We start from the raw sequence: 23,750 nt of genomic DNA, 5'->3' as shown, positions 1-23,750 counted from the left end.
GGTCTCGTGGGGCGGCGGCACGCGGCACGTGCCGCGTGCGGTGGTGCCGTCGTGCGGTGGTGCCGTCGTGCGGGGATGGTGCGCGGTGCGCGGGTCATGGTGGCGCCCGCTCGGGGCGGGCGCCAGGGTCCGTACGGTGAAGAACTGACGGACGCTCAGCTTCCGGTGGCCGACTTCCACGCCTCGATGTACGAGGTGAGGTTCTTCTCGATGTCGGACCACTCCGGCTCGAAGACCTCCACGTCCCGCATCAGCCGGTCGAGCGCGATGGCGTTGGCGTCGGTGGGCTTGATGTCCGTGCGGGCCGGGAAGCCTCCGCCGACCGCGCTGGCCTGGCGCTGCGCCTCCTCGCTGAGGAGGTGGTCGAGCAGCTTCTTGGCGTTTTCCGTGTGCGGGGCGTCCTTGACGAGCCCCGCGGTGTACGGGAGGGCGAACGTGGTGGGCCCGCCGCCCTCGCGGGCCGGGAACCAGATGCCGAGGTTCGGCATGGACCGCGACTGGGCGAAGTTCATCTGCACGTCCCCGTTGGCGACGAGCAGTTCGCCCTTGTCGACCTTGGGGGCGAGCTTCGACGTGGACGACGACGGGCCGACGTTGTTGGCCTGGAGCTTCCTCAGGTACTCCATCGCCGGGGCCTGCCCGCCGAAGTCGTGCATGGCCTTGATGACGACGGCGGTCCCGTCGCCCGCGACACCGGGCGTCGAGTACTGGAGGCGGTCCTTGTACTTGGGGTCGAGCAGTTCCTCCCAGGTGGTGGGCGGGGTCTCCAGCTCCTTCTTGTTGTGGACGAACCCGAAGTAGTTGTTCACGACGGCCGTCCACGTGCCGGTGGGGGACTTGCCCGCGGGGTGGACGTGGGCGGTGCCCTTCGGCGTGTACGGCTGGAGGAGGCCCTTGGAGTCGGCCTGCTGGATGAACGGCGGCAGCGTGACCAGGACGTCGGCCTGGGTGTTGCCCCGCTCGCGCAGGGCGCGCTGCACCATCTCGCCGGAGCCGCCCTCGACGTACTTCACCTTGATGCCGGTCTTCTTCTCGAAGTCCTCGAAGACCCGGTCGTACCAGCCGTCGCCCTTCTCGCCCTTGAGGCCGTCGGCGCTGTAGACGGTGACGACGTTCTCGTCGGACGCGGCGGAGCCGGAGCAGCCGGTGAGCGCGGCGAGCAGTGCGGTGGCGGTGACGGCGGCCGCGGCGGCCTTCCGGAGGGCGGGTGCGGACATGACGGGTCTCTCCTGGGTTTCAGCGGTACGTGGCACGGGTGCGCAGGCGGGTGAGGGCGGCGAGGACCAGCAGCGTCGCCGCCATGAGGACCACGGCGAGGGCCGAGCCGGTGAAGAGGGAGCCACGGTCGGTGGCCGTGAAGACCAGTACGGGCAGCGGCAGCCAGTCGGGCGGGTAGAGCATCATCGTGGCGCTCAGCTCGCCCATGGACAGGGCGAAGCAGAGCCCGGCGGCGGCGTTCAGCGACGGCAGCAGCAGCGGCAGCCGCACCCGCCACAGGACGTGCGCGGGGCTCGCGCCGAGCGACGCGGCGGCCTCCTCGTACGCCGGGTCGAGGCGGGTCAGCGCGGCCGAGACGGACTGGTGGGCGAACGCCGTGACTAGCACGGTGTGCGCGACCAGCACGATCCACGGCGTGCCGTTGAGGAACAGCGGCGGCCGGGAGAACGCGACCAGCACGGCCAGGCCGACGACCACCGACGGCACGGCGACGGGCAGCATGAACAGGGCGTCCACCACCCGGCGTACGCGGGGCGGGAGCCGCGCGGACGCGAGCGCCGCCCAGGTGCCGAGGACCAGCGCGAGGACGCTGGCCGTCGCGGCGGTGACCAGGCTGGTGGTGAGCGCCTGGAGGGACTCGCCGCGTACGGCGGAGGCGTAGTGCGCGGTGGTCGGGCCCGATGGCAGGGCGCCGGACCAGTTCGTCGCGAACGACGCGGCGACGACGACCAGCAGCGGCAGCGCGAACAGCGGCAGGAAGAGGACGGCGAACAGGGCCCACGCGGCCCAGCGGCCCCTAGCGGTGTGCACCAGCACGGCGGCTCACCACCCGGTACAGGGAGTAGAGGCCCACGGACAGGGCGACGTTGACGACCGCGACGACGCAGGCGGCGACGTAGTCGGACTCCAGGATCGCCTTGCCGTAGATCAGGGTCGGCAGGGTCGTGACGCCCTTGGCGCCGGTGAACAGGACGATCCCGAACTCGTTGAGGGAGAGCACCAGGACCAGTCCGCCGCCCGCCGCGAGCGCGGGCAGCGCCTCGGGGAGGATCACCCGCCGCACGATCCGCGCGGGCCGCCCGCCCAGCGAGGACGCGGCCTCCAGCTGCGCGGTGTCGAGCTGCGCGAACGCGGCGAGCAGCGGGCGCATGACGAACGGCGTGAAGTACGTGATCTCCGCGAGGAGGACGCCCCACGGCGTGGTCAGGAACCGGAACGGGCCCGTCGGGTCGCCGGTGGCGTCGGTCCACAGGCCGTTGGCGATGCCGACCGTCCCGTACAGGAAGAGCAGGGCGAGGGTGACGAGGAAGGAGGGGAAGGAGAGGAACACGTCCACGAAGCGGGCGACCGCGCGCGAGCCGGGGAACGGCACGAACGCGAGGACCAGCGCGAGGACGAACCCGAGGAGCAGGCACCCGGCGGTCGCGCCGAGCGCCAGCAGGACGGTCGTGACGAGCGCGTCGCGGAACGCCTCGGAGGTGAGGACGGAGGCGTACGCGCCGGGGGCCAGGGACTCCTGTACGACGAGGGCCAGCGGGTACAGGAACAGCAAGCCGAGCACGGCCAGGGGCGGGACGGTCCAGGCGGCGCGCGGCAGCCGTGCGGTACGCGTCCCCGCCGGGGCGGGCGGGGCGGGGACGGCGGGGGTGTCCGGCGGGGTGGAGCCGGGCGCGGTGGTCGTCGCGGCCCCGGTGCGGGGTGCGGTGGTGGCGTCAGCGGCCATGGGCGCTCACCTCGGCGGCGGGTTCCCGCGTCGCGGGGCCGGCCTCGGGCCCCGGGGCCCGCTCGGCGGCCGGTTCGGCTGCCCGCTCGGCTGCCGGTACCGCCGTGGGTACGGCGTCCGACGGGGCCATGTCCGCCGGGATCAGCGCCGCGTCCTCCGGGGCGAAGTGGACGGTGACCTCCGCGCCGGTGAGCGGCGGCTCGCACAGCTCGCGCACGTCGGCCCTCACCCGCTGCCCGCCGGGCAGTTCGACGTGCAGGCGGTGGGTCGCGCCGCGCCACCGGACCTCCGCGAGGCGGCCCGTCAGCGCGTTCGGGCCGTCCCCGAGGCCGACCAGGTGGGGCCGTACGCACAACGTCGCGGCGGCGCCCCGGGCGGCGTCGCCCACGGGGACGTCCAGCTCCCGGCCCGCGAACGCCACGCCCGTCCCGTCGGCGGTCACGGTCACCGGCAGCAGGTTCGCGTCGCCGACGAACGAAGCCGTGAACTCCGTACGGGGACGCCGGTACAGCTCGCGGGGCGTGCCGCAGTCCCGCAGGCGGGCCCGGTCCATGACGGCGACCCGGTCGGCCAGGGTGAGCGCCTCCACCTGGTCGTGGGTGACGTACAGCATCGACACGTCCGGCAACTCGCGGTGCAGGCGCGCCAGTTCGCCGAGCATCCCGGAGCGGAGGCGGGCGTCCAGGGCGGACAGCGGCTCGTCGAGCAGGAGCACGCCTGGGCGGATGGCGAGCGCGCGGGCGATGGCGACGCGCTGCTGCTGGCCGCCGGACAGTTCGCGCGGGTAGCGGCGGGCGTACGCGCTCATGCCGGTCATGTCGAGGGCGTCGGCGACCCGGCCCGCGATGTCGCGGCGGGGGACCTTCCGCGCCTTCAGCCCGAAGGCGACGTTGTCCTCCACCCTCATGTGCGGGAACAGGGCGTAGCTCTGCACGACCATGCCGATGCCGCGCTGGTACGGGGGCAGCGCCGTGACGTCCCGCCCGCCGATGAGGACCCGCCCGGAGGCTGGCCTGACGAACCCGGCGAGGGCGCGCAACGCGGTCGTCTTGCCGGAGCCGGACGGGCCGAGCAGCGCCATGACCTCGCCCGGTTCGACGGTCAGGTCGAGGGAGTCCAGGACGGTCGTGCCGCCGTATACGACGGACACGCGCTCGAAGCGGATGCCGCTCACCGGGGCTCCCCCACGCCCGGCTTCCCCGCGCCCGGCTCCTGCGCGCCCGGCGCCTCGACGGCCTCGATCAGTGCGGGCAGTCCGGCGACGGAGGACAGGACGTGGGTGGCGCCGTTTTCGGTGAGGCGGGCCCGGTCGTGGGCGCCGGTGAGGACGCCCGCGACGAGCCCGGCGCCCGCGCGGACGCCGCTGAGCATGTCGTACGCGGTGTCCCCGGCGACCGCGACCTGCCGCACGTCGTCGACGGCGCCGGTGCGCAGCAGCGCGGTGAGGACGAGGTCCGGGCAGGGGCGGCCGCGTCCGCCCGCGTCGGCGGGGCACAGGGCGAGGTCGGCGAGGTCCCGCCAGCCGAGCGCGTCGAGGAGGGTGTCCTGGGTGACGCGGGCGAAGCCGGTGGTGAGGACGACGGTGCGGCCCGCCTCGCGCAGGGCGCGGACCGTGTCGGCGGCGCCCGGCACGGGGGTGACGGCCCCGGCGGCGACCCGCTCGGCGTACGCCTCCTCGAAGGCGGTGTTGGCGCGGCGGGCCATGGCCTCGTCGCCGCCGAAGAGGTGGCGGAAGACGGAGATCTTGGACTCGCCCATGGTGGCGCGGACATGGCCCAGCATCGGGGCGGGGTCCTCGCCGAGGCGGCGGGCGGCGGCGGCGAAGGCGTCCTCGACCAGACCGCCGTCGGAGACGGTGGTGCCGGCCATGTCCAGGACGACGAGGTTCAGCTGCGGCATGGGGTTCCTCACCAGTTCAGTTCGTCGGCGGTGGTCTCGGCGATGGCGGGCGCGCAGGTCATGCCGCGCCCGCCGGGCCCGGTGACCAGCCAGACCCCCTCGCGGACGCGCTGGCGGTGGACGACGCGGCCCGTGTCCACGCACTGCGCGTACACCCCGGCCCAGCGGCGGCGGACCGGCGGCAGGGGCCGCCCGAGGAGGCCCTCCACGACGCGCGCCAGGTGCTCGTACGGGTCCTCGGCCGTGTCGAACGGGAAGGGGTGCTCGTACTCGTGGGTGTCGCCGATGGTCAGCCCGCCGTCGAGGCGCTGCACCATCAGCAGCTGCATGTGGTGGGCGGCGGCGACGGGCTCCTGCGGCTGCCCGGCGGCGAGCGCGGCGGATTCGTAGGCGGGGTAGTAGCGGAAGCTGTCGGCGTCCGCGACGGATGTGGTGAGCGGCTCGCCGAGCGGGGCGGTCTGCATCATCTGGAGGCGGACGCGGCGTACGGGGATCTCGCCCGCGACCCCGCGGACGAGCCCGCCGAGCCAGGCGCCGGTGCACAGGACGACGGCGTCGCCGCCGTGGGTGTCGCCGTGGTCGTCGCGGACGGCGTGCTCGCCCACCACGTCCCGTACCTCGCGGTTCGGCAGGAAGGTGTACCGGCCGGACGCGAGGAGCGCCTCGCGCAGGGCGAGCTGGGCGGTGCGGGGCTCGACGGCGGCGTCCCGCTCGCACCACAGGGCGGCGGTGAAGTCGCCGCGCAGCGCGGGGTTGATGGCGCGTGCCTCGGCGGGGGTGAGCAGCTCGAAACCCCGGGCGGCGGCGTCGGGGCGGGCGGCGGCGGCCTCGGCGGTGGCGCGTTCGAGGTCGGTGCGCACGGGGGTGAGGGAGCCGTTCGGGCGGAAACCGAGGCCCGGCACGCTGCCGCCGACGCGCTCCCACAGCTCGCGGGCGCGCAGGGCGGTGTCCAGCTCCTCGCCGGACGCGCGGCCGCTCACCCAGATCTGGCCGAAGTTGCGGAGGGACGCGCCCCGCGCCTCGCTCTCGCGCTCGATGTGGACGACGTCGTGGCCGCGCTCGACGGCGTGCCAGGCGTGCATGGTGCCCAGCACGCCCGCGCCGACGATGACGACCCTCTTGGATTCCTTCGCTGTCACGCCGGAAACGGTCGTGCCGACGGGTGACCTGGCCGGGTCGGCGGAGCGACCGGCCGGTGAACGACCCGCCAAACCTGGCCTAGACCCGTTACCGTTCCGTGACTTGACGGCGGGTCACATGGCCGGTTTTCCAGGAGGAATCGGGCCGCCGCCGGGCCCCGGACCTCACCCCAGGCGAGTCGTGAAGCTGAACCGGTCGCCCCGGTAGAGGCTGCGCACCCGCTCCAGGGGCCGGCCATCGGCGTCACGGGACAGCCGGTGCAGCAGCAGCATGGGCAGCGCGGGCGGGGTGCCGATGAGCAGCGCCTCGCGCGGGGTGGCGAGGACGGTCTCGATCCGCTCGTCCGCGTCGCCGAAGCCCGCGCCGAGACGGTCGCGGAGGTACGCGTAGAACGACGAGTCCGGGTCGAACTCGACGTCCAGGCGCGGGGCGCGGGCGACCGCCACGTAGGTGCTCTCCAGGCCCATGCGCTCGTCGTCGGCGAGCAGGACGCGCTCCATGTGCCAGACGTCCTCCCCGGCGCCGAGCCCCAGGTCGGCGGCGAGCGGCGCGGGCGCGGCGAACCGCTCCAGCGTCACCAGCCGCCGCCCGGGCGTGCGCCCCTGCCGCCGTACGCCCTCGGTGTAGCTGGCGAGGGCGAGCGGTTGCTCCAGCTTGGGCCCGGCGACGACCGTCCCGCGCCCCTGCCGCCGCAGCCGCCCCTCCAGCAGCAGCTCCCGCAGGGCCTGCCGCACGGTCTCCCGCGACACCTCGTACCGCACGGCGAGGTCCCGCTCGGTCGGCAGCGCCCCGCCCTCCCCCAGCTCCTCGACGAGCCGCGCGACGTGCGCCTTGACCGCGTAGTACTTCGGCACCCGCCCGTGCTCGGGCACCCCGGCCCGCACGGGCGCGCCGGGCGCCGGATAACTCGGATGATCCACGGCTGTGATGCTCCCAGACCCAGGTGAACACCAGGAGCAGTACGGCCTCAGGGGGTGCGGCGGCGGGTGAGGACGACGGCGGCGGCGCCGAGGGCCAGACACGTGGCGGCCGCCGCGGCCACGGGGACGAGCCGCGAGACGGGGCGGTGGCCCGTGCCGGCCAGCTCGTGCGACGGGGTGGGGCTCGGGGGGCCGGTCGGCGGCCGGGGCGGTGCGGGGGTGCCGGACGGGGCTGGAGGGGTGGATGCGGGTCCGGTGGTCCTGGCGGGTCCGGTGGTCCTGGCGGGCCCGGTGGACCGGTCCGGAGCCGCCGACGGGTCGGCGTGGGCCGGTTCGGACGGGTGGGCCGGTTCGTGCGGTACGGACGGTCCGGTGGGGGCGGTCACGGTGAAGGCGTACGGCGCGGACGTGCCGACCCAGTCGCCGTCGTCGCCCCGGCGCTGCACCACCGCCGCCGTGGCCGTCACCCGGTCCGGGCGGGCCGCCCGCGTGAAGCCCAGGTGGACCGGGACGCGGACCGTGCCGGACGGGGGGACCATGAACCCGGCGAAGGCCCGGTCCGTGTCGTCGTCCAGGACGCCCACGAGCTCCCGGTGGTCGGTGTGCTCCATCCGCACGGGGCGAGCGGGGCCTCCGGGCGCGGTGGAGAACGCCATGCGGACCGCCTCTGGGGCCAGCGCGCCCGACCGGTCGGTGAGGACGATGACGGGGTGGATGTTGCGGCATGCCTGCCGGGTCGTGTTGGTCAGTTCCACGTACCAGGTGCGGGGAGCCGCGCCAGGCCGGTAGGCGGCGGGGCCCCCGGTGACGCGCGTGCGGAGCGGGAAGTCCGCCGCGCCCCGGTCGCCGCAGCTCGGCTCCCGGCTCGCCACGGCGACCTCGGCGGGCGCCGGGGTGTGCGGGGCGGGGGGCGCGGCGTGGGCGGAGGCGGGCGGTGGGGCAGCGTGGAGGGTGCGGGGCGTCGCGTGGGCGGCGTCCGGCAGGAGGTGCGGGAACGCGAGGACGGCCAGTGCCGCCGGGGCGGAAAGGGCGGTACGCACGCGCATGGGACTGCCTCCGCTGCTCGCCGGGCGGTCGTCCCCGGAGGCCTTCCACCCGCGCGTCGCGCCCACCCCGCCCGTACGGCGCGATCCGCCCGAACGGCCCAGCGCGGCGCGCCCCTCCGGGCGTTCAGACGCCGAACACCGGCGCCAGCACCAGTTGCGCCGCGCCCTCCGCCACCAGGTGCGGCCCGCCGGGCGCGGGCGCGGCGGGCACCGGGGGCTCACCCGTGCGGCGGGCGAGCCCGGCCAGTGCGGCGCCCACGCCCCGTACGAACCGCTCCGGCGCCGACGCCACGACCCGGCCGCCCAGCAGGACCCGGTCGATGTCCAGCAGCCCCGCCAGGTTCGCGGCGCCCACCCCCAAAACGCGGGCCGCCCCGTCGAGGTCACCGCGCGCGACGGCGGCCAGGCACAGCGCCTCCAGGCAGCCGCGCCCGCCGCACCCGCACGGCGCCCCGTCCAGCTCCACCGTCTGGTGCCCGAACTCCCCCGCCCCGGTCCGCGCGCCCCGGTACAGCGCGCCGCCCAGGACCAGACCGGCGCCGAGCCCCGTACCGACGTGGAGGTACGCGAACGAGCCCGCGCCCGGCTCCCGCAGCGCCAGCGCCAGCGCCGCCGCGTTCGTGTCCTTGTCGAGCACCACGGGCAACCCGCCCAGGGCCTCCCGCAGCGCGTCCCGCAGCGGGAACCCGTCCCACGCGGGGAAACCCGTCACCCGGTGCGGCACCCCGGCCGTGTGGTCCAGCGGCCCGGGCATGGCCACGCCCGCCCCCATCAGCACACCCGCTCCGGCCTCCCCGGACCGCGCCCCCGCCGCCGCCTCCCCCCGCAGCGCGGCCACCTCGGCGACGGCGGCCGCCAGTACGTCCCCGGGGCCCGCGCCCAGGTCGAGCGGGCCGGTGCGCGCCGCGACGGTCACCCCTGCCAGGTCCACCAGGACGGCCGTCAGCCGGTCCCGGTCCAGGTGGAGGCCGACGGAGTGGGCGGCGCCCGGGACCAGGCGCAGCAGCGTGCGGGGCTTGCCGCCCGTGGAGGGCCCGCGCCCGGCGTCGGCGGCGAGGCCCTCCTCCCGCAGCCGGGCGCTGATCTTGCTGACGGCCTGCGGGGTGAGCCCGGTCCGCTCGGCGAGCTCCAGGCGGCTCACCCCGTCCTCACCGGCCGCGCGGAGCAGGCCGAGGATGCGGGCGGTGTTGTGGCTGCGGAGGCCGGAGAGGTTCACGTACGGCATTTTCCCGGCCCGGCTTGCGGTAACGCAACAGCGTTGCTTAAGTGGCGTCCATGAGCACACGCCTCTCCCCGCTGCGCGTCGGTCTCGTCGGCTACGGCCTGGCCGGCTCCGTCTTCCACGCCCCGCTGATCGCCGCGACCGAGGGCCTGGTGCTCGACACGGTCGTCACGTCGAACGAGGAACGGCGCGCGCAGGCCCGCGCCGAGTTCCCGGGCGTGCGGCTCGCCGCGTCGCCGGACGAGCTGTGGGCGCGGGCGGACGAACTGGACCTGGTCGTCGTGGCGTCCCCGAACAAGACGCATGTGCCGTTCGCGACGGCCGCGCTGGAGGCCGGTCTACCGGTCGTGGTGGACAAGCCGGTGGCGGGGACCGCGGCCGAGGCGCGGGCGCTGGGGGCGCTGGCGGCGGAGCGGGACCTGCTGTTCTCGGTGTTCCAGAACCGCCGCTGGGACAGCGACTTCCTGACGCTGCGGGCCCTGCTGGAGAGCGGTGAGCTGGGCGGCGTACGGCGGTTCGAGTCCCGGTTCGAGCGGTGGCGGCCGCTGCCGAAGGGCGGCTGGCGCGAGTCGGGCGCCCCGGAGGAGATCGGCGGGCTCCTGTACGACCTGGGCAGCCATCTGGTGGACCAGGCGCTGACGCTGTTCGGCCCGGCGGTGCGGGTGTACGCGGAGGCGGACGTACGGCGGCCGGGCGCCGAGGCGGACGACGACACGTTCATCGCGGTCACCCACGCGGGCGGGGTGCGCTCGCACCTGTACGTCAGCGCGACCGCGCCCCAGCTGGGCCCGCGCTTCCGGGTGCTGGGCGAGCGGGCCGGGTTCGTGACGTACGGCCTCGACCCGCAGGAGGCCGCGCTGCGGGCGGGCGCCCGGCCGGTCGCCGGTGAGCCGTGGGGCGTGGAGCCAGAGGAGCTGTGGGGGCGGATCGGCGCGGGCGAGTCGCCGGTGACGGGCGGCGGGCGGCCGGTGCCCTCGCTGCCGGGCGACTACCCGGCGTACTACGCGGCGGTCGCGGCCGCCCTGCGCGACGGTACGGCCCCGCCGGTCACCGCCGAGGAGGCCGCGGCCGCGCTGGACGTGCTGGAGGCGGCGCGGCGCTCGGCGCGGGACGGCGCGGCGGTGGACCTGGCCTAGCGGCCGGGGGCGTGGCGGGCGGGTGGACGTGCCGAGCCACCCGTAGCGGCCGGGGCGTGGCCGGCATGTGCACGTGCCGAGCCACCCCCGGCCCCTCAGGCCGCGCCCCCGGGCCCTCGTTCAGGCGTCCTTCAGCTCCTGACGCTGGCGGCCGAGCCCGTCGATCTCCAGCTCCACCACGTCGCCCGCCCGCAGGTACGGCTTGGGCTCCGGGTGGCCCATGGCGACACCGGCGGGCGTGCCGGTGTTGATGACGTCGCCCGGGTACAGCGTCATGAACCGGCTGACGTACCGGACGACCTCCGCGACCGGGAAGATCTGGTCCGCCGTGCTGCCGTCCTGCCTCAGCTCGCCGTTCACCCACAGGCGCAGCCGCAGGTCCTGCGGGTCGGGGACCTCGTCGGCGGTGACCAGCCACGGGCCGAGGGGGTTGAACGTCTCGCAGTTCTTGCCCTTGTCCCAGGTGCCGCCGCGCTCGATCTGGAACTCCCGCTCCGACACGTCGTGCGCCACCGCGTACCCGGCGACATGGGCGAGGGCGTCCTCCGCCGAGTCCAGGTAGCGGGCCGTGCGGCCGATGACCACGGCCAGCTCCACCTCCCAGTCGGTCTTGCGGCTGCCGCGCGGGACGAGGACCGTGTCGTCCGGCCCGACGACCGTGTCGGCCGCCTTCAGGAACACGACGGGCTCGGCGGGCGGTTCGGCGCCCGCCTCGCGCGCGTGGCCGTGGTAGTTCAGCCCGATGCACACGACCTTGCCGACGCGGGCGACCGGCGGGCCGATCCGCAGGCCGGTCGCGTCCAGCGGCGGCAGGACGCCCGCACCGGCGGCTGCCCGGAGGCGGTCCAGCGCGGCCCCGTCGGAGAGCAGGGCCCCGTCGATGTCCGTGACGAGGGCGGAAAGGTCACGGAGGGTGCCGTGCTGGTCGAGGAGGGCGGGCCGCTCGGCGCCCGCCGGTCCGACGCGCAACAGCTTCATGGTCTCTCTCCCTGGTGGTCGAGGTGAGCCCCGGCCGATGGGGTGCGGCCATCGTCGGATTGGCCGATCCTCCAAGAGACGGGGTCACCCGGCAAGCCCGTGTTCACGTACTGGACCGCCGCGCGGCGGGGCTCCCGCCCTTCGGGCCTCCCTCGGGCCGGAGCAGTACGGCCCGCTCCGCGGCGCTCCACGTCGTGCTGGTCACCACGTACAGGGCGGCGGCCAGCGGGACGACGGCGACGGTCACGAGCGTCGCGAACGACATCAGCGGCATCACCTTGAACAGCGCGCCCATGCCGGGCGCCGCGCTCTCGCCGCCCAGGGCGTCCATCTGGGCCCTGGTGGTGCGGTAGGTGTACGTGGCGACGGCGGCGACCAGGGCGAACAGCGCCACGTACACGAGCCCGGACGGCCCCAGCGGCCCGCCCTGCGCGAGGGCGTCGGCCCACCGGCCGCCCAGCGGCGCGCCCAGCAGCGTGTGACCGGACAGCTCGTCACGGGAGAACAGGTGGTACAGCAGGAAGAAGACCGGCACCTGGAGGAGCCCGGGCAGACACCCGGCGAGCGGTGACACCTGCTCGCGGGCGTGGAGTTCGAGCACGGCCCGCTGGAGGCGGTCCGGGTCCTTGGCGTACTTCTTCCGCAGCTCCGCGACGCGCGGCGCGAGCCGGGCGCGGGCCCGCTGGCCGCGCGCGGCGGCGACGGCGAGCGGAAGGAGCGCCGTACGGACGAGGACGGTGAGCAGGACGATCGCGGCGGGCGCCGGGACGATCCCGGAGAGCCACGCGAAGAACGCGACAAAGACAGACAAGGAAGACCCCTGAGTCGTCGTGCCGTCGGATGCCGACGGCGAAGGCCGGAGCGGGCGACACACGGCGTGGCGGCGAAGCGGGGTGGTGAACGCGCGGGGAGAGGACCTCAACCCGCGCGACGAATCAGCGGAGCCGGAAGAAACCCCGGATCAGCGAACCGCGACCGCCGCCGCAAGGCGCCGGCCGGGGGCCCTGGGGCGGCGGCGCCCGGAGGCGTCGGGGTCACGTTGCGGCAGGAAGGCGGTGCGCCGGTCCCGGTCGCGCAGGGCGGTGCGCACCCGCGTGGGCGGCACGGTCGGGACGGTACGGGCGCTGAGGACGGCGCAGGCGACGAGCGCGGCGGCGGCGAGCGCCACGGCGGAGAGGGTCGGGCCGTCCGCGAGGAGGACGACGGCGAGGAGGAGCGGCAGCAGCAGGCGCAGAAACGTCCCGTACACGCGAGCCTCCCCCTCCATGCGACCCCTGTGGCTCTTCTGCCCGCCACCGTACAGGAGTTCACCCGATGGGCGCCCCGGTGCCTCCGTGCGCGTGGCTTGTCCGCGCACAACCCCGCCGGACCCGGGTCGTACGGCAGTACGGTGGTGACCATGCGCCTCGACACGCCTGCTGACCACACCCACGAAGCCGAGCGCCTGCTGCGCACCGCGGAGCAGTACCCCGGGGACCGCGAGCCGCTGTTCCTGCGGGCGGCCGCGCACCTGGAGCTGGCCGGCGACCGCGCCCGCGCGACGACGCTGTACGACACGCTGCTGTCCACGCCCCCGGAGCCGGAGAACCCGCACCTGGTGCGGGCGCTGAAGGCGGCCAACCTGTGGGAGTACGGGCACGAGGCGGAGGCCCGCGCCATCATCGACGGCCTGCGGGCGACGACGCCGACGGACGCGGCGGCCTGGGAGATCGCCGGGGAGGCGCTGGAGGCTCACGACGAGCTGGAGGCGTCGGAGGAGACGTTCACGGCGGCGGCGCGGGCGCTGGTGCCGATGCCGCACGAGCAGGAGGTGCCGTACGCGGCGCAGTCCCTGCTCACGTCCCGGCACCGGGTGCGGCGCCTGCTGGCGCGGGAGCACGACGACTGGGACGTGCTGGCGGACCGGCTGCACCTGGGCGCCGTCCCGCTGGACGAGCTGCACGACCCCAAGCGGACATGGGCGCTGGGCTCGTCGGACCCGGCGGAGCTCCAGGCGGAGATCACCCGCCTGCGCAGCGAGCTGGGCGCGTACCGCACGGCCCTGTCCCGCCCGTTCCCCGTGGCCGTGCTGCTGTGGCCGCGCGAGGAGCTGGCCGAACTGCTGGCGGCGTACCCGGAGCTGGAGGCCGAGTACCCGACGCACGAGGCGCACCTGACGGACCTGGAGGCGTCGCTGCGCGAACTGGCCGCGGCGGGCACGCCGAACCTGGGCATCGTGCGGGGCACGGTCCCCTCGTACGAGGCGTTCGCCGCGTCCGAGGGCGCGTCCCCGTCCAACGCGGCGCTGCTCCCCCAGTACGCCACCACCCTCGCCGCCCGAGGCCGAGCCCTCCCCTGGCCCCCGCCCCGCACGTCCCCCTGCTGGTGCGGCTCGACCATCCCGTACGCCGACTGCCACGGCAAGGCGGAACTGTAGAAGCGGCGGAGGGCCGGGTGGTCGGGCGGCGATGACATCGATCACTCCAGGAGCCGCCCGGCGCCCTCCATCGCGCGTGGTGACCCCGCCCAGCCACCGTCGGGGCACTGCCAAATCGCGGCGATGCCGAGAGTGTCCAGGTAGGCGGCGTAATGCTGGACATCATCGGTGAAAAGGGCCATCAGGCGCGGGTCTGGCAACCCTCGCCTTCGGTACTCGAAGTGCCGGTACTCATACAGCTGGGCCACGGCCTCGCGAACGGCGAGCCGGGCGTTACCGGCCTTCACCACCTTGCCTTCGACTAGCCATTCCCTCAGCGGGTCGCCACTCTCCCGCAGGACGAGATCACGGGGATGCATGTCTCGGCTGTGAACGTGGAAGCCCTTGGCTGCGGCATGATGCGCGAAGCGACGAATCAGCACCTCATGCCGCTGTTCGCGCTGGTACGTGCCGCCCTGGACATCGACGACGTAACCGTCGCTGCCCTTCGCCCTGAAACCGGCGAGCGGGTCGGTGTCCTGGTGATTGGGGTACGGATAGTCGACGACCGGCTCGGACGGGGACGGCATCGTGGGCGTCAAGAGGCGGTGTGCCGCGGCGGCGTCGTGTAGGAGGGACACCGCGTCGCGCAGATCCGACGCCAGGCGCTCCTCGGCCGGAAGGTCCGCGATCTCGTAGCGCCGAGCCGCCACGTTGGCGCTCTCGTACGCGCGGGGACGCCAGTGCTTCTTCTCGGCGTGAAGACGAAGGGCGTCCCGCCACAGCGAGGCCAAATCCGGCCGTAGAGCGGCGCGCAAGGTCTCCGCCTGGGCCGCCAGTATCCGCCGGAGCGGTTCACCCTTGCCGTACTCCTCCTGGAGTGCGGTCACTCCCTGCTGAAGGGTGAGGGTGACGGACGTCCGGCTCGTGTCGAAGATGTAGGCGAGGTACAGCCCGTCATGCGACTCGTTGTTGATGTCCCAATCGTAGACGCCTATCCATGGCGTCGTACTCGCGGTGCCTTGGCCGCCGTACCCCACCGCGTAGCAACGCGGCGGCAAGGGCAAGTCGGCGCGTCCCTTCACCGACCTCAGCAGCGCTTGACCAGCGTGGTCATTGGAGGCGCGCCCCTGCGGGTCGTAGACCTCCGCCACACGTATGAGCAGATCATGAAGAGACACACGCAGAAGCTATTCCTATGTGATCGAAAGCGACATGATCTCGATCACATAGGGGCGATGGGTGAGAGGCGGCACGGCACATCCAAGAACGTGCCGAGGTGACGCGCCGGCACACCGGGTGACCACTCACCCACCACCACGACGCACACGGCACTTCCACCGCTGTGGCGGACAACCACCCATTCCTTCGGTGCTTCGCGGACACTGAGGCGCGGCGCGTTAGCCTCGGTGGTGGTGTTGTTGATGTGGCAGGAGGGTTTCACATGGGCAGGGTTCCGGCGGCGGTCGTGGCCGCGAGTGGGCTTGTCGGGGGTTACGCGGTCGCCCGGTGGACCAGGAAGCGGCCGCTCGGCGGGGTGACGCTGGCCGCCGCCGGGGCCGTGGCCGCGCGGGAGTGGCAGCGGAGCAGCGGCAACCTCGCGGCGGCCGGGCTGAGCGCCGCGTACGTCGCCGCGTTCGCCGGGTCGCACCCGCTGGCGAAGAAGGTCGGCGCCTGGCCTGCGGTGTTCTCCGTCGCCGGCGGCATGGCCCTCGCCTCCTGGGCCGTCACCCGCCGCGCCTGAAGAGGCATGGCCGCCGGGCCCGACGAGGCCGATGCGCGGGCGGGCCCGAAGAGCGTTGAGCGGGCGGGCCCGAAGGGGCGTTGAGCGGCGGGCCCGACAGGACATGGGGCCGCCCTGCCCGGAGAAGCGTTGAACGGGCGGGCGGCCGCGCCCGTACTGATGGGCACCTCCCCGTAGTAGGGGCGGATGGCCGGCCGGCAGGGGCCGGTCATCCGCCCAGGGAGTGCGACACCGTGTAGATCAGCAAGCCCGCCAGCGCGCCCACCACCGTGCCGTTGATGCGGATGAACTGGAGGTCGCGGCCGATGTGCGCCTCGATCTTGCGGGACGTCTGGTCCGCGTCCCAGCCCGCCACCGTGTCCGAGATCAGCGACGTGATCTCCGTACGGTACGTCGTCACCACGTACGCCGCCGCGTCCTCCAGCCACCCCTCGACCTTCCGCTGGAGCTGCGCGTCCGTCGTCAGCCGCGCCCCCAGCGACAACAGCGACGCCCGCGCCCGCAGCCGCAGCTCGCTCTGCTCGTCCTCCGCCGCCGACATGATCATCGCCCGTACGGAGCCCCACGCCGACGCGATGATGTCCTGCACCTCCGGCCGCGCCACCAGGTCCGACTTCAGCCGCTCCACCCGCGCCCGCGTGTCCGTGTCCGCCTGGAGGTCCGCCGCGAAGTCCCCGAGGAACCGGTCGATCGCCCCGCGCGCCGGATGCGCCGGCATGTCCCGCATCTCCGTGACGAACCGCAGCAGCTCCTTGTAGACCCGCTCCCCGACCTTCCGGTCCACGAACCTCGGCGTCCACCCCGGCGCCCCGCCCTGCACCGCGTCCATCACCGAGTCGCCGTGCGTCACCAGCCAGTCGTGCGCACGGGCGCACACCAGGTCCACCGCCCGGTGGTGCGCCCCGTCCGCGACGACCCGGTCCAAGGTCTTGCCGATGCCCGGCGCGATCTCCGCCGCCTCCGCCCGCCGCGTGATCGCCTCCCCGACGACCGCCTGCACGTCGGCGTCCCGCAGCACGGTCAGCGCGCCGCGCAGCGCCGTGGACAGCTCCGCCGTGACCCGGTCGGCGTGCGCCGGCTCCGACAGCCACGCCCCGAGACGGCCCGCGATGTCCAGGGCGTGCAGCCGGGTCCGTACGACGCCCGCCGACAGGAAGTTCTCCCCGACGAACTTGCCGAGCGACTCGCCGAGCTGGTCCTTCTTCGTCGGGATGATCGCCGTGTGCGGGATGGGCAGGCCCATCGGGCGGCGGAACAGCGCCGTCACCGCGAACCAGTCGGCCAGCGCGCCCACCATGCCCGCCTCGGCCGCCGCCGCGACATAGCCGGGCCAGCCCGTCACCCCGGACGCCCCCGCCCAGGTCGCCAGCGCGTACACCACCGCCACCAGCAGCAGCAGCGCCGTCGCCGTGGCCTTCATACGGCGCACGCCGCGGCGCTTCTCCTCGTCCTCCGCCGTGTACGAGAAGCCGCCGACGCCCGCCGTGCGCGTCGCCTCCCTGTCCGTAGTGCTCATTCGCTCCGCCCTGTGTCGGCTTCGGGGCTCGCGCCGCCACCCTGTTCTCCTCCAGGTACTCCCGAAACGCGCCGCGAGTTCCCGGGGAGGCTACTTTTCCAGGGATTTGGGGGGCTTATCGCCTTTTCGGGGCTTCCGCTTCACCTCGACGCCGCCCATCAGCGCGAACCCGGTGATGCGGACCCGCGGCGAGCCGGGAGAGCCGGGTCCGGTGCCCCGGTCGTCGAAACCGCCCATCAGGCCGAAGCCGTTCACCTCGACGTGCAGGTCCGGCGGGACGACGATGGACACGCCGCCCATGACGGCGAAGCAGCGGATGACGATGTCCCGCTCCTCGAAGTCGGCGTCCCTCAGGTCGAGGTCGCCGCCGCCCATGACCGTGACCGCCGTGAAGGCGCGGCCCACGCTCCACCGGCCGCCCCGCCCGAACCCGCCGCACACCGCGACCCCGCCACGGGACGTCGCCGGCCTGCCGATCCGGGCCGCCCAGCCGCCCTCCTCCCGCGACGCCACGCCCCAGCCGCCCGTCGGCACGGGCGCGGCGGGCGCGCCCTCACCGGGGGCGGGCAGGTCGCTCACCAGGGGCACCAGTTCACCGCGCGTCTTCGCCCGGTACGCCGCGTCGAGCCGCTCCTCGAACTCCGCCATGTCCAGGCGGCCCTCCGCGAGGGCGTCCCGCAGCCGCTCGGCGATCCCCTCCCGCTCCGTGTCCGACGCGCGCATCGCCGCCGGACCGGCACCGGAGGCGGCACCGGCACCCGCCGCCGAGCGGCCGGGGGTGTGCGCACCCTGCGGGCGGTCGGGGTCGTGCGGGTCCTGTGGGCGGTCGGGGAGCCGTTCCGGGTCCGTCATGTCCCCAGCCTAGGCGGACCGCCGTTCCTCGTACATCTTCGCGATGACCGCCTCGATGTCCGGCTCCCGTACCGACAAGTCGACCAGCGGGTACGCCCCCGCCACCTCCGCGACCAGCGGCGCCGCCGACGCCGACGCCGGGAACGCCAGCCACTGCCGGGGCCCCTCCACCCGTACGACACGGGTGCCGGCCACCTCGATCGGCGGAAGCTCCCGCTCCAGGTCCACCACGAGCGTCCGCTCCCCCGCGCCCGCCTCGTGCAGCCCGCCCAGCGTGCCGTCGTACATCAGCCGCCCGTGGTCGATGACCATCACGCGCGTGCAGACCTGCTCGATGTCGGTCAGGTCGTGGGTGGTGAGCAGCACCGTCGTGCCCCGCTCGGCGTTGAGGTCCCGCAGGAACTCCCGCACCCGCGCCTTCGACACGATGTCGAGGCCGATCGTCGGCTCGTCCAGGTACAGCACGTCAGGGTCGTGGAGCAGCGCCGCCGCGATGTCGCCGCGCATCCGCTGGCCGAGCGACAGCTGCCGCACGGGCACGTCCAGCAGGTCGCCCAGGTCGAGGAGTTCGACGCACCGGTCCAGGTTCTCCCGGAACCGCGCGTCGGGGACCCGGTACATGCGGTGGACCAGCCGGTACGAGTCGCGCAGCGGCAGGTCCCACCAGAGCGTCGTCCGCTGCCCGAACACGACCCCGATGCGGCGGGCCAGCCGGGTCCGCTCCCGCGCCGGGTCGATCCCGGCCACACGCAGCCGCCCGCCGCTGGGCGTGAGGATGCCGGTGAGCATCTTGATGGTGGTGGACTTGCCCGCGCCGTTCGGCCCGATGTAGCCGACCATCTCGCCGCGCGCCACCCGGAAGGTCAGCCCGTCCACGGCCCGCACCTGCCGCTTCTCGCGCCGCAGCAGCCCCACCCGGCGCCGTACGTCGAAGACCTTCTCGACGCCGTCGAGGGCGATGAAGTCCCGCCCACCGGCGCCCCGTTCGGCAGGGCCCTGCCCGGCACGGCCCGGTTCGGTCGTCGTCACGCGTCAGCTCCCCGTGCTCCGGTACGAACGGACACCCACGCGCCACGCCAGCCCCGCCAGCGCCACGCACACCGCGGCGACCAGCGGGGACGCGAACGACGCCCACGACGGCAGCCCGGCCGGCGCCTCGCGGCCCAGCACGTACAGCGCGGGCACCCAGTTGACGAACGCCAGCGGCACGACGTACACGACACCCCGCACCAGCTCACCGGCGAAGATGGACGGCGGGTACTGGAGGAGGGTGTTGCCGCCGTACGTGAACGAGTTGGCGACCTCCGCGCCGTCCTGCGCCCAGAACTGGAACGCCGCCCCGGCCGTCATCACCGACCCGAAGATCAGCGCGCCCGTCACCACCATCAGCGGCACCATCACCGCCTTCAGCACCGTCCACTCCACGCTCTCCAGCACCACCAGCGACCACACCAGCACCAGCAGCCCCTGCATCAGCCGCCCCAGCCGCCGCAGCGCGAACCGGTCGGCCGCCACCTGCGCGAAGACGGGCACCGGGCGCACCAGGAACGTGTCGAACGTGCCCTCCCGCACCCGCCGCCCCACCCTCGACACCTGGCCCATCACCAGATCGGCCAGCCCGAACGCCGTGCTCGTCGTGCCGTACAGGAACGCCACCTCCCCGAAGGCGAACCCGCCCAGGCCCCGCACATGGCCGAACATCATCATGATCACGACGAAGTCGAAGAAGTTCACCGTCAGGTTGGACAGCAGCGTCATCGCGAAGGAGAAGCGGTACGTCATCGTGGAGCGCATCCACATGACGGCGATCAGCCCGTACGCGCGCAGCCCCTCCACGGCCATCGCCACGCGCCCGACCGCGGGTACGCCCCCGGCGAAGCCGACGCCGACGTCCCCGCCCGGCTCCCCGGCCACGTCCCCGCGCCCGGCCGCGCCCACGCCCACGCCGACGTCCCCGCCCGGCTCCCGGACCGTCCCGCTAGCCACCCTGCACCACCACCCGCCGGGTCGCGGCGGCCTGGAGCGCGCGGCCCGCCGCCAGCAGCACCACCGCCCAGCCCGCCTGGAACCCGTACGCGCCCACGAGTCCCCAGCCGGTCCGCTTCTCCAGGAACACGTCGGCGGGCACCTGGAGCATCGACGCCCACGGCAGCATCCGCGCGACCTCGCCCAGCGCGCCGGGGAAGACGGTCAGCGGCAGCAGCATCCCGGAGAAGAAGACCCCCGACAGCCACGCCACCTGCACCACCCCCGCCCCGTCGAGCACCCAGAACACGGACAGCGCGACCAGGTACCAGACGGCGAAGCTCACCACGACGCCGAGCAGCACCGAGAGGAGGAACGCGGGCCAGGTCAAGGGGTTCTCGGGCAGCGCCATCTCGAAGGCGAGAGCGCCCACCGCCATCGGAACGACCCCGCGGCCGAGCAGCTGGAACGCGGCGCGGCCCAGGTTCGCGGAGAACCACCACAGCTGGAGGTCGGCGGGCCGGTACAGGTCCACGGCGATGTCACCGCTCTTGATGCGCTCGATCAGCTCGTCCTCGAACCCACCGCCCATCAGCGAGGACGCGGCGAGCAGGGCCTGCCCGAGCCAGACGAACGCGAGGGCCTCGGCCAGTTCGTAGCCGCCGAGGCGCGGGCGCTCGTCCCACAGGGCCATGTAGGTGAACGCCAGGATGAAGCCGAAGACGGTGTTGGTGAAGACGCCCGCGGCGGTGGCCACCCGGTAGGTGGCGTGGCGGCGGAAACCGCCGGTCAGGACGGTCCAGTACAGCCGCATGACACCACCTCCCCTCAGGCCCCGCGCCCACCGTCCGACTCCCCGTCAAAGCGGGTGAGCCTAGCCAGCGGTGCGTCGGGTACGCGACTGCTTTTCGCGCCGAAGGGACGCGGGGCGGCGCGCGGACCCGGGTGTTCCGCCTCGGGATACGGGTGCTCCGGGCCGGGGTACACGGCTCGGCGCCCGGCGCGGTGCACTATAAAGAGGAGTGATAAAACATCACAATTCGGACAGTGATCACGACCATGACCGCGACCGTGCCGGAGACCCAGTGAGCGACGCCCCGCCGCAGCCCCCCGCCGAGCCGGGCCGGGGCTGGGAGCCCCGTGACCCCACCGTCCAGAACCAGGGCGAGGCCGACGCCCCTCCCACCCCCACCGAAAGCCGCGGCAAGCGGCGCGAGAAGTCCCGGCCGACCGAGCCGACCGAGCGGACCGAGAAGGCCGCGGGAACCGCGCAGACCCGGAGGACGGAGAAGACCGACCGCACCGGAAATGCCGGACCGTCCGGAAGGACCGACCGGACTGGACAGGCCGAACGGACCGGGAAGGCCGAACCGTCCGGGAAGGCCGACCGGACCGAAAAGACCGAACACCCCGAACAGCCCGGCCGCGCCGGCAAGGCCGACCGGACGGGAGAGACCGAAACACCCCGCCCCGCCGACAAGGCCGGGAAGAAGCCTCCCCGGCCCCCGCGCACCGGATGGCGCCGCGCCGTCCCCACCTGGAGGATGGCCCTCGGCGGCCTGCTCCTCCTCGTGCTCCTCCTCGGCGGCGGATTCCTCGCCGGGTACCACCTCATCGAGATCCCGCCCGCCAACGCCACCGCGACCGCCCAGGCCAACGTCTACCTGTACGCCGACGGCAGCCCCCTCGCCCAGGCCGGCCAGGTCAACCGCGAGAGCGTCCCCCTCAGCCGCGTCCCCCGCCCCCTGCGGCAGGCCGTGCTCGCCGCCGAGGACCGCGACTTCTACACCGAGCCCGGAGTGGACGCCGGGGCCATGCTCCGCGCCTCCTGGAACACCGTCACCGGCAAGGGCACCCAGGGCGGTTCCACCATCACCCAGCAGTACGTCAAGAACTACTACCTGGGCCAGGAACGCACCGTCACCCGCAAGGTGAAGGAGTTCTTCATCGCCATCAAACTGGACCGCGCCAAGTCCAAGGAGCACATCCTCGAGGGCTATCTCAACACCAGCTACTACGGCCGCAACGCCTACGGCGCCCAGGCAGCCGCCCAGGCCTACTACGGCAAGGACGTCCAGGACCTCGACACCGCCGAGAGCGCGTACCTCGCCTCCCTGCTCAACGCCCCCAGCGCCTACGACGTCGGCGCCCGCCCCGCCAACCGCGCCCGCGCCGAGGCCCGCTGGAACTACGTACTCGACGCCATGGTCCAGGAGGGCTGGCTGCCCCGCGCCCAGCGCGCCGCCCTCCGCTTCCCCGACGTCCTCCCCTCCCGCCCCGCCGCAGGGCTCGCCGGGCAGCGCGGCTACGCCGTCCAGGCCGTCAACTCCTTCCTCGCCCGCCACGGCATCCTCTCCCAGAAGGCCCTCGCCGCCGGCGGCTACCGCATCACCACCACCCTGCGCGAAGACCGCATGGACGCCTTCGCCGAAGCCGTACGGCAGCAGGTCCTGGACCGGCTCGACCCCGAGAACAACCCGGCCGACCGGTACGTCCGCGTCGGCGGCGCCTCCATCGAGCCCTCCACCGGCAAGGTCGTCGCCCTCTACGGCGGCGTGGACTACACCCGCCAGTACGTGAACAACGCGACCCGCCGCGACTACCAGGTCGGCTCCACCTTCAAGCCGTTCGTCCTCGCCTCCGCCGTCGCCCACGGCGCCACCACCCAGGGCGGCGAGGCCATCACCCCCAACACCGTCTACGACGGCACCAACAAACGCCCCGTCGAAGGCTGGACCGGCAAGGCGTACGCCCCCGCCAACGAGGACGACGTCAGCTACGGCGGCATCCCCCTCCACACCGCCACCGACCGGTCCGTCAACGCCGTGTACGCGCAGCTCGCCGTGGACGTCGGGCCCAAGAAGGTACGCCGCACCGCCATCGCGCTCGGCCTGCCCGCCGACACCCCCGACCTCACCGCGTCCCCGTCCATCGCGCTCGGCCCCGCCACGGCCAGCGTCCTCGACATGGCCGAGGCGTACGCCACCCTCGCCAACCACGGCAAACGCGGCCTCTACTCGCTCGTCGAGAAGGTCGAACGGATCGACCCGGCCGGCGACCAGGCACTCCCCCTGCCCGCCGCCGGATCAGGCACCCGGCAGGCCGTCAGCCGCGAAGCCGCCGACACGACCACCGCCGTCCTGCGCGGCGTCGTCGAAGGCGGCACCGGCACCGCCGCCCGCGCCGTCGGCCGCCCCGCCGCGGGCAAGACCGGCACCGCCGAGGACGACAAGGCCGCCTGGTTCGCCGGATACACCCCCGACCTGGCCACCGTCGTCGCCCTGATGGGCCAGGACCCCAAGACCGGCGCGCAGAAACCCCTGTACGGCGCGATGGGCATGCCCCGCGTCAACGGCGGCGGCGCCCCCGCCGAGGTGTGGGCCCACTACACGGGCACCGCCCTCGACGGCACCCCGGCCCGCGACTTCGACCTGAGGATCGCGGAAGGCGCCGAGATCCGGGAAGAGGCGGAACCGGAGGACCTCACGGAGGAGGCGGGCGCCGAGAGCACGACCGGGAACGCCACCGACGACCGGCCCCGGCACCAGTTCGCACGACCAGGGCAGCCCGCACAGCCCGTACGGCCCGGCGAGCCGGGACACCCCGGGCCGCAGCCCGCCGGGGACGGCATCCAGATCATCGAGTGACGACCGCCCGACCCCGCAGGTGGGGGCTCAGTGGCCCGACGTGGCCTTGAGCCCCACCACCGCCACCAGCAGCAGACAGACGAAGAAGATCCGGGCGGCCGTCACCGGCTCACCCAGCACCACCATCCCCACCACCGCCGCACCGGCCGCGCCGATGCCCACCCACACCCCGTACGCCGTGCCGATCGGCAGCGTCCTCGTCGCCTGGGCCAGCAGCACCATGCTCGCGACGATCCCCAGACAGGTCGCCACACTCGGCCACAGCCGCGTGAACCCGTCCGTGTACTTCATCCCCACCGACCAGCCGACCTCCAGCAGACCGGCGACCACCAGCAGAACCCAGGCCATG

23 protein-coding genes are annotated in these 23,750 nt (G+C 74.2%); 4 read left to right on the top strand and 19 right to left on the bottom strand.

What is annotated here, in order from left to right; genetic code table 11:
• Positions 1-155 precede the first annotated feature (155 nt).
• The 9 genes from J116_RS18215 to J116_RS18175 form a co-directional block, all read right to left on the bottom strand.
• On the bottom strand, positions 156-1,217 hold the full coding sequence (locus tag J116_RS18215; protein WP_023588508.1) for a 2-aminoethylphosphonate ABC transporter substrate-binding protein: 1,062 nt from the start codon (positions 1,215-1,217) through the stop codon (positions 156-158).
• 19 nt (positions 1,218-1,236) lie between these two features.
• Positions 1,237-2,034, bottom strand: a complete 798-nt coding sequence (locus J116_RS18210) for an ABC transporter permease (protein WP_023588507.1) — start codon at positions 2,032-2,034, stop codon at positions 1,237-1,239.
• Positions 2,015-2,941 (bottom strand): 2-aminoethylphosphonate ABC transporter permease subunit, encoded by a 927-nt coding sequence (locus J116_RS18205; protein ID WP_023588506.1) that lies wholly within the window; start codon positions 2,939-2,941, stop codon positions 2,015-2,017. Before J116_RS18205 ends, J116_RS18210 begins: the two co-directional genes overlap by 20 nt.
• Positions 2,931-4,115 (bottom strand): ABC transporter ATP-binding protein, encoded by a 1,185-nt coding sequence (locus J116_RS18200; protein WP_023588505.1) that lies wholly within the window; start codon positions 4,113-4,115, stop codon positions 2,931-2,933. Before J116_RS18200 ends, J116_RS18205 begins: the two co-directional genes overlap by 11 nt.
• Positions 4,112-4,840: a phosphonatase-like hydrolase gene (locus J116_RS18195; protein ID WP_023588504.1), complete on the bottom strand. Its 729-nt coding sequence runs from the start codon at positions 4,838-4,840 to the stop codon at positions 4,112-4,114. The genes J116_RS18200 and J116_RS18195 overlap by 4 nt, the downstream gene beginning before the upstream one ends.
• A gap of 8 nt (positions 4,841-4,848) precedes the next feature.
• On the bottom strand, positions 4,849-5,979 hold the full coding sequence (locus tag J116_RS18190; RefSeq protein ID WP_023588503.1) for a TIGR03364 family FAD-dependent oxidoreductase: 1,131 nt from the start codon (positions 5,977-5,979) through the stop codon (positions 4,849-4,851).
• A 165-nt stretch (positions 5,980-6,144) separates the two neighbouring features.
• A complete protein-coding gene (locus J116_RS18185) occupies positions 6,145-6,900 on the bottom strand; it encodes a GntR family transcriptional regulator (protein WP_023588502.1) in 756 nt (251 codons plus the stop codon).
• A gap of 47 nt (positions 6,901-6,947) precedes the next feature.
• The gene (locus tag J116_RS18180; RefSeq protein WP_023588501.1) at positions 6,948-7,946 is read right to left on the bottom strand and encodes a hypothetical protein; all 999 of its coding nucleotides are present in this window, start codon (positions 7,944-7,946) and stop codon (positions 6,948-6,950) included.
• A 124-nt stretch (positions 7,947-8,070) separates the two neighbouring features.
• The gene (locus J116_RS18175) at positions 8,071-9,171 is read right to left on the bottom strand and encodes an ROK family transcriptional regulator (RefSeq protein WP_023588500.1); all 1,101 of its coding nucleotides are present in this window, start codon (positions 9,169-9,171) and stop codon (positions 8,071-8,073) included.
• A 50-nt stretch (positions 9,172-9,221) separates the two neighbouring features.
• Between J116_RS18175 and J116_RS18170 the strand changes: the two genes are divergently transcribed.
• The gene (locus tag J116_RS18170; protein ID WP_023588499.1) at positions 9,222-10,304 is read left to right on the top strand and encodes a Gfo/Idh/MocA family protein; all 1,083 of its coding nucleotides are present in this window, start codon (positions 9,222-9,224) and stop codon (positions 10,302-10,304) included.
• Between the two features lie 120 nt (positions 10,305-10,424).
• Here the strand turns inward: J116_RS18170 and J116_RS18165 are convergent, their stop codons facing one another.
• The 3 genes from J116_RS18165 to J116_RS18155 all read right to left on the bottom strand — a co-directional run bounded on the left by J116_RS18165 (position 10,425) and on the right by J116_RS18155 (position 12,549).
• Positions 10,425-11,282: a fumarylacetoacetate hydrolase family protein gene (locus J116_RS18165; protein WP_023588498.1), complete on the bottom strand. Its 858-nt coding sequence runs from the start codon at positions 11,280-11,282 to the stop codon at positions 10,425-10,427.
• A gap of 103 nt (positions 11,283-11,385) precedes the next feature.
• The gene (locus J116_RS18160; RefSeq protein WP_023588497.1) at positions 11,386-12,093 is read right to left on the bottom strand and encodes a YidC/Oxa1 family membrane protein insertase; all 708 of its coding nucleotides are present in this window, start codon (positions 12,091-12,093) and stop codon (positions 11,386-11,388) included.
• A 150-nt stretch (positions 12,094-12,243) separates the two neighbouring features.
• Positions 12,244-12,549: a DUF6412 domain-containing protein gene (locus J116_RS18155; RefSeq protein WP_028964218.1), complete on the bottom strand. Its 306-nt coding sequence runs from the start codon at positions 12,547-12,549 to the stop codon at positions 12,244-12,246.
• A gap of 132 nt (positions 12,550-12,681) precedes the next feature.
• Here J116_RS18155 and J116_RS18150 point away from each other — a divergent pair, with 132 nt between their 5' ends.
• Positions 12,682-13,698, top strand: coding sequence for an SEC-C domain-containing protein (locus tag J116_RS18150; RefSeq protein WP_023588495.1), 1,017 nt, complete (start codon positions 12,682-12,684; stop codon positions 13,696-13,698).
• Positions 13,699-13,739: 41 nt separating this feature from the next.
• On the opposite strand, the gene J116_RS18145 is transcribed toward J116_RS18150, so the two are convergent.
• On the bottom strand, positions 13,740-14,831 hold the full coding sequence (locus J116_RS18145) for an MrcB family domain-containing protein (RefSeq protein WP_023588494.1): 1,092 nt from the start codon (positions 14,829-14,831) through the stop codon (positions 13,740-13,742).
• Positions 14,832-15,121: 290 nt separating this feature from the next.
• On the opposite strand from J116_RS18145, the gene J116_RS18140 reads away from it, so the two are divergent.
• A complete protein-coding gene (locus J116_RS18140) occupies positions 15,122-15,421 on the top strand; it encodes a hypothetical protein (protein ID WP_023588493.1) in 300 nt (99 codons plus the stop codon).
• 208 nt (positions 15,422-15,629) lie between these two features.
• On the opposite strand, the gene J116_RS18135 is transcribed toward J116_RS18140, so the two are convergent.
• The 5 genes from J116_RS18135 to J116_RS18115 form a co-directional block, all read right to left on the bottom strand.
• Positions 15,630-16,937 (bottom strand): DUF445 domain-containing protein, encoded by a 1,308-nt coding sequence (locus J116_RS18135; protein ID WP_023588492.1) that lies wholly within the window; start codon positions 16,935-16,937, stop codon positions 15,630-15,632.
• A gap of 90 nt (positions 16,938-17,027) precedes the next feature.
• A complete protein-coding gene (locus tag J116_RS18130) occupies positions 17,028-17,660 on the bottom strand; it encodes a DUF1707 SHOCT-like domain-containing protein (protein ID WP_037947910.1) in 633 nt (210 codons plus the stop codon).
• Between the two features lie 138 nt (positions 17,661-17,798).
• The gene (locus J116_RS18125; RefSeq protein ID WP_028964216.1) at positions 17,799-18,749 is read right to left on the bottom strand and encodes an ABC transporter ATP-binding protein; all 951 of its coding nucleotides are present in this window, start codon (positions 18,747-18,749) and stop codon (positions 17,799-17,801) included.
• A 72-nt stretch (positions 18,750-18,821) separates the two neighbouring features.
• On the bottom strand, positions 18,822-19,631 hold the full coding sequence (locus J116_RS18120) for an ABC transporter permease (RefSeq protein ID WP_037947907.1): 810 nt from the start codon (positions 19,629-19,631) through the stop codon (positions 18,822-18,824).
• 136 nt (positions 19,632-19,767) lie between these two features.
• Positions 19,768-20,568 (bottom strand): ABC transporter permease, encoded by an 801-nt coding sequence (locus tag J116_RS18115; RefSeq protein WP_023588488.1) that lies wholly within the window; start codon positions 20,566-20,568, stop codon positions 19,768-19,770.
• A gap of 271 nt (positions 20,569-20,839) precedes the next feature.
• Between J116_RS18115 and J116_RS18110 the strand changes: the two genes are divergently transcribed.
• On the top strand, positions 20,840-23,401 hold the full coding sequence (locus J116_RS18110; protein WP_023588487.1) for a transglycosylase domain-containing protein: 2,562 nt from the start codon (positions 20,840-20,842) through the stop codon (positions 23,399-23,401).
• A gap of 27 nt (positions 23,402-23,428) precedes the next feature.
• On the opposite strand, the gene J116_RS18105 is transcribed toward J116_RS18110, so the two are convergent.
• Entirely contained in the window at positions 23,429-23,749 is a 321-nt protein-coding gene (locus J116_RS18105) for a DMT family transporter (protein ID WP_023588486.1), read from the bottom strand.
• Position 23,750: the final 1 nt, after the last annotated feature.

It is taken from the genome of Streptomyces thermolilacinus SPC6 (assembly GCF_000478605.2).
In the GTDB taxonomy this organism is placed as follows: domain Bacteria; phylum Actinomycetota; class Actinomycetes; order Streptomycetales; family Streptomycetaceae; genus Streptomyces; species Streptomyces thermolilacinus.
Note: the sequence above shows the minus strand (reverse complement) of the source record. Positions and strands in the feature narration are given on the sequence as shown.

Coding starts and splice junctions, on each gene's coding strand:
- J116_RS18215 (WP_023588508.1), bottom strand. CDS start 1,217: ATGTCCGCACCCGCCCTCCGGAAGGCCGCCGCGGCCGCCGTCACCGCC.
- J116_RS18155 (WP_028964218.1), bottom strand. CDS start 12,549: ATGGAGGGGGAGGCTCGCGTGTACGGGACGTTTCTGCGCCTGCTGCTG.
- J116_RS18120 (WP_037947907.1), bottom strand. CDS start 19,631: ATGGCCGTGGAGGGGCTGCGCGCGTACGGGCTGATCGCCGTCATGTGG.
- J116_RS18140 (WP_023588493.1), top strand. CDS start 15,122: ATGGGCAGGGTTCCGGCGGCGGTCGTGGCCGCGAGTGGGCTTGTCGGG.
- J116_RS18175 (WP_023588500.1), bottom strand. CDS start 9,171: ATGCCGTACGTGAACCTCTCCGGCCTCCGCAGCCACAACACCGCCCGC.
- J116_RS18180 (WP_023588501.1), bottom strand. CDS start 7,946: ATGCGCGTGCGTACCGCCCTTTCCGCCCCGGCGGCACTGGCCGTCCTC.
- J116_RS18130 (WP_037947910.1), bottom strand. CDS start 17,660: ATGCGCGCGTCGGACACGGAGCGGGAGGGGATCGCCGAGCGGCTGCGG.
- J116_RS18165 (WP_023588498.1), bottom strand. CDS start 11,282: ATGAAGCTGTTGCGCGTCGGACCGGCGGGCGCCGAGCGGCCCGCCCTC.
- J116_RS18105 (WP_023588486.1), bottom strand. CDS start 23,749: ATGGCCTGGGTTCTGCTGGTGGTCGCCGGTCTGCTGGAGGTCGGCTGG.
- J116_RS18170 (WP_023588499.1), top strand. CDS start 9,222: ATGAGCACACGCCTCTCCCCGCTGCGCGTCGGTCTCGTCGGCTACGGC.
- J116_RS18150 (WP_023588495.1), top strand. CDS start 12,682: ATGCGCCTCGACACGCCTGCTGACCACACCCACGAAGCCGAGCGCCTG.
- J116_RS18135 (WP_023588492.1), bottom strand. CDS start 16,937: ATGAGCACTACGGACAGGGAGGCGACGCGCACGGCGGGCGTCGGCGGC.
- J116_RS18195 (WP_023588504.1), bottom strand. CDS start 4,840: ATGCCGCAGCTGAACCTCGTCGTCCTGGACATGGCCGGCACCACCGTC.
- J116_RS18115 (WP_023588488.1), bottom strand. CDS start 20,568: ATGCGGCTGTACTGGACCGTCCTGACCGGCGGTTTCCGCCGCCACGCC.
- J116_RS18205 (WP_023588506.1), bottom strand. CDS start 2,941: ATGGCCGCTGACGCCACCACCGCACCCCGCACCGGGGCCGCGACGACC.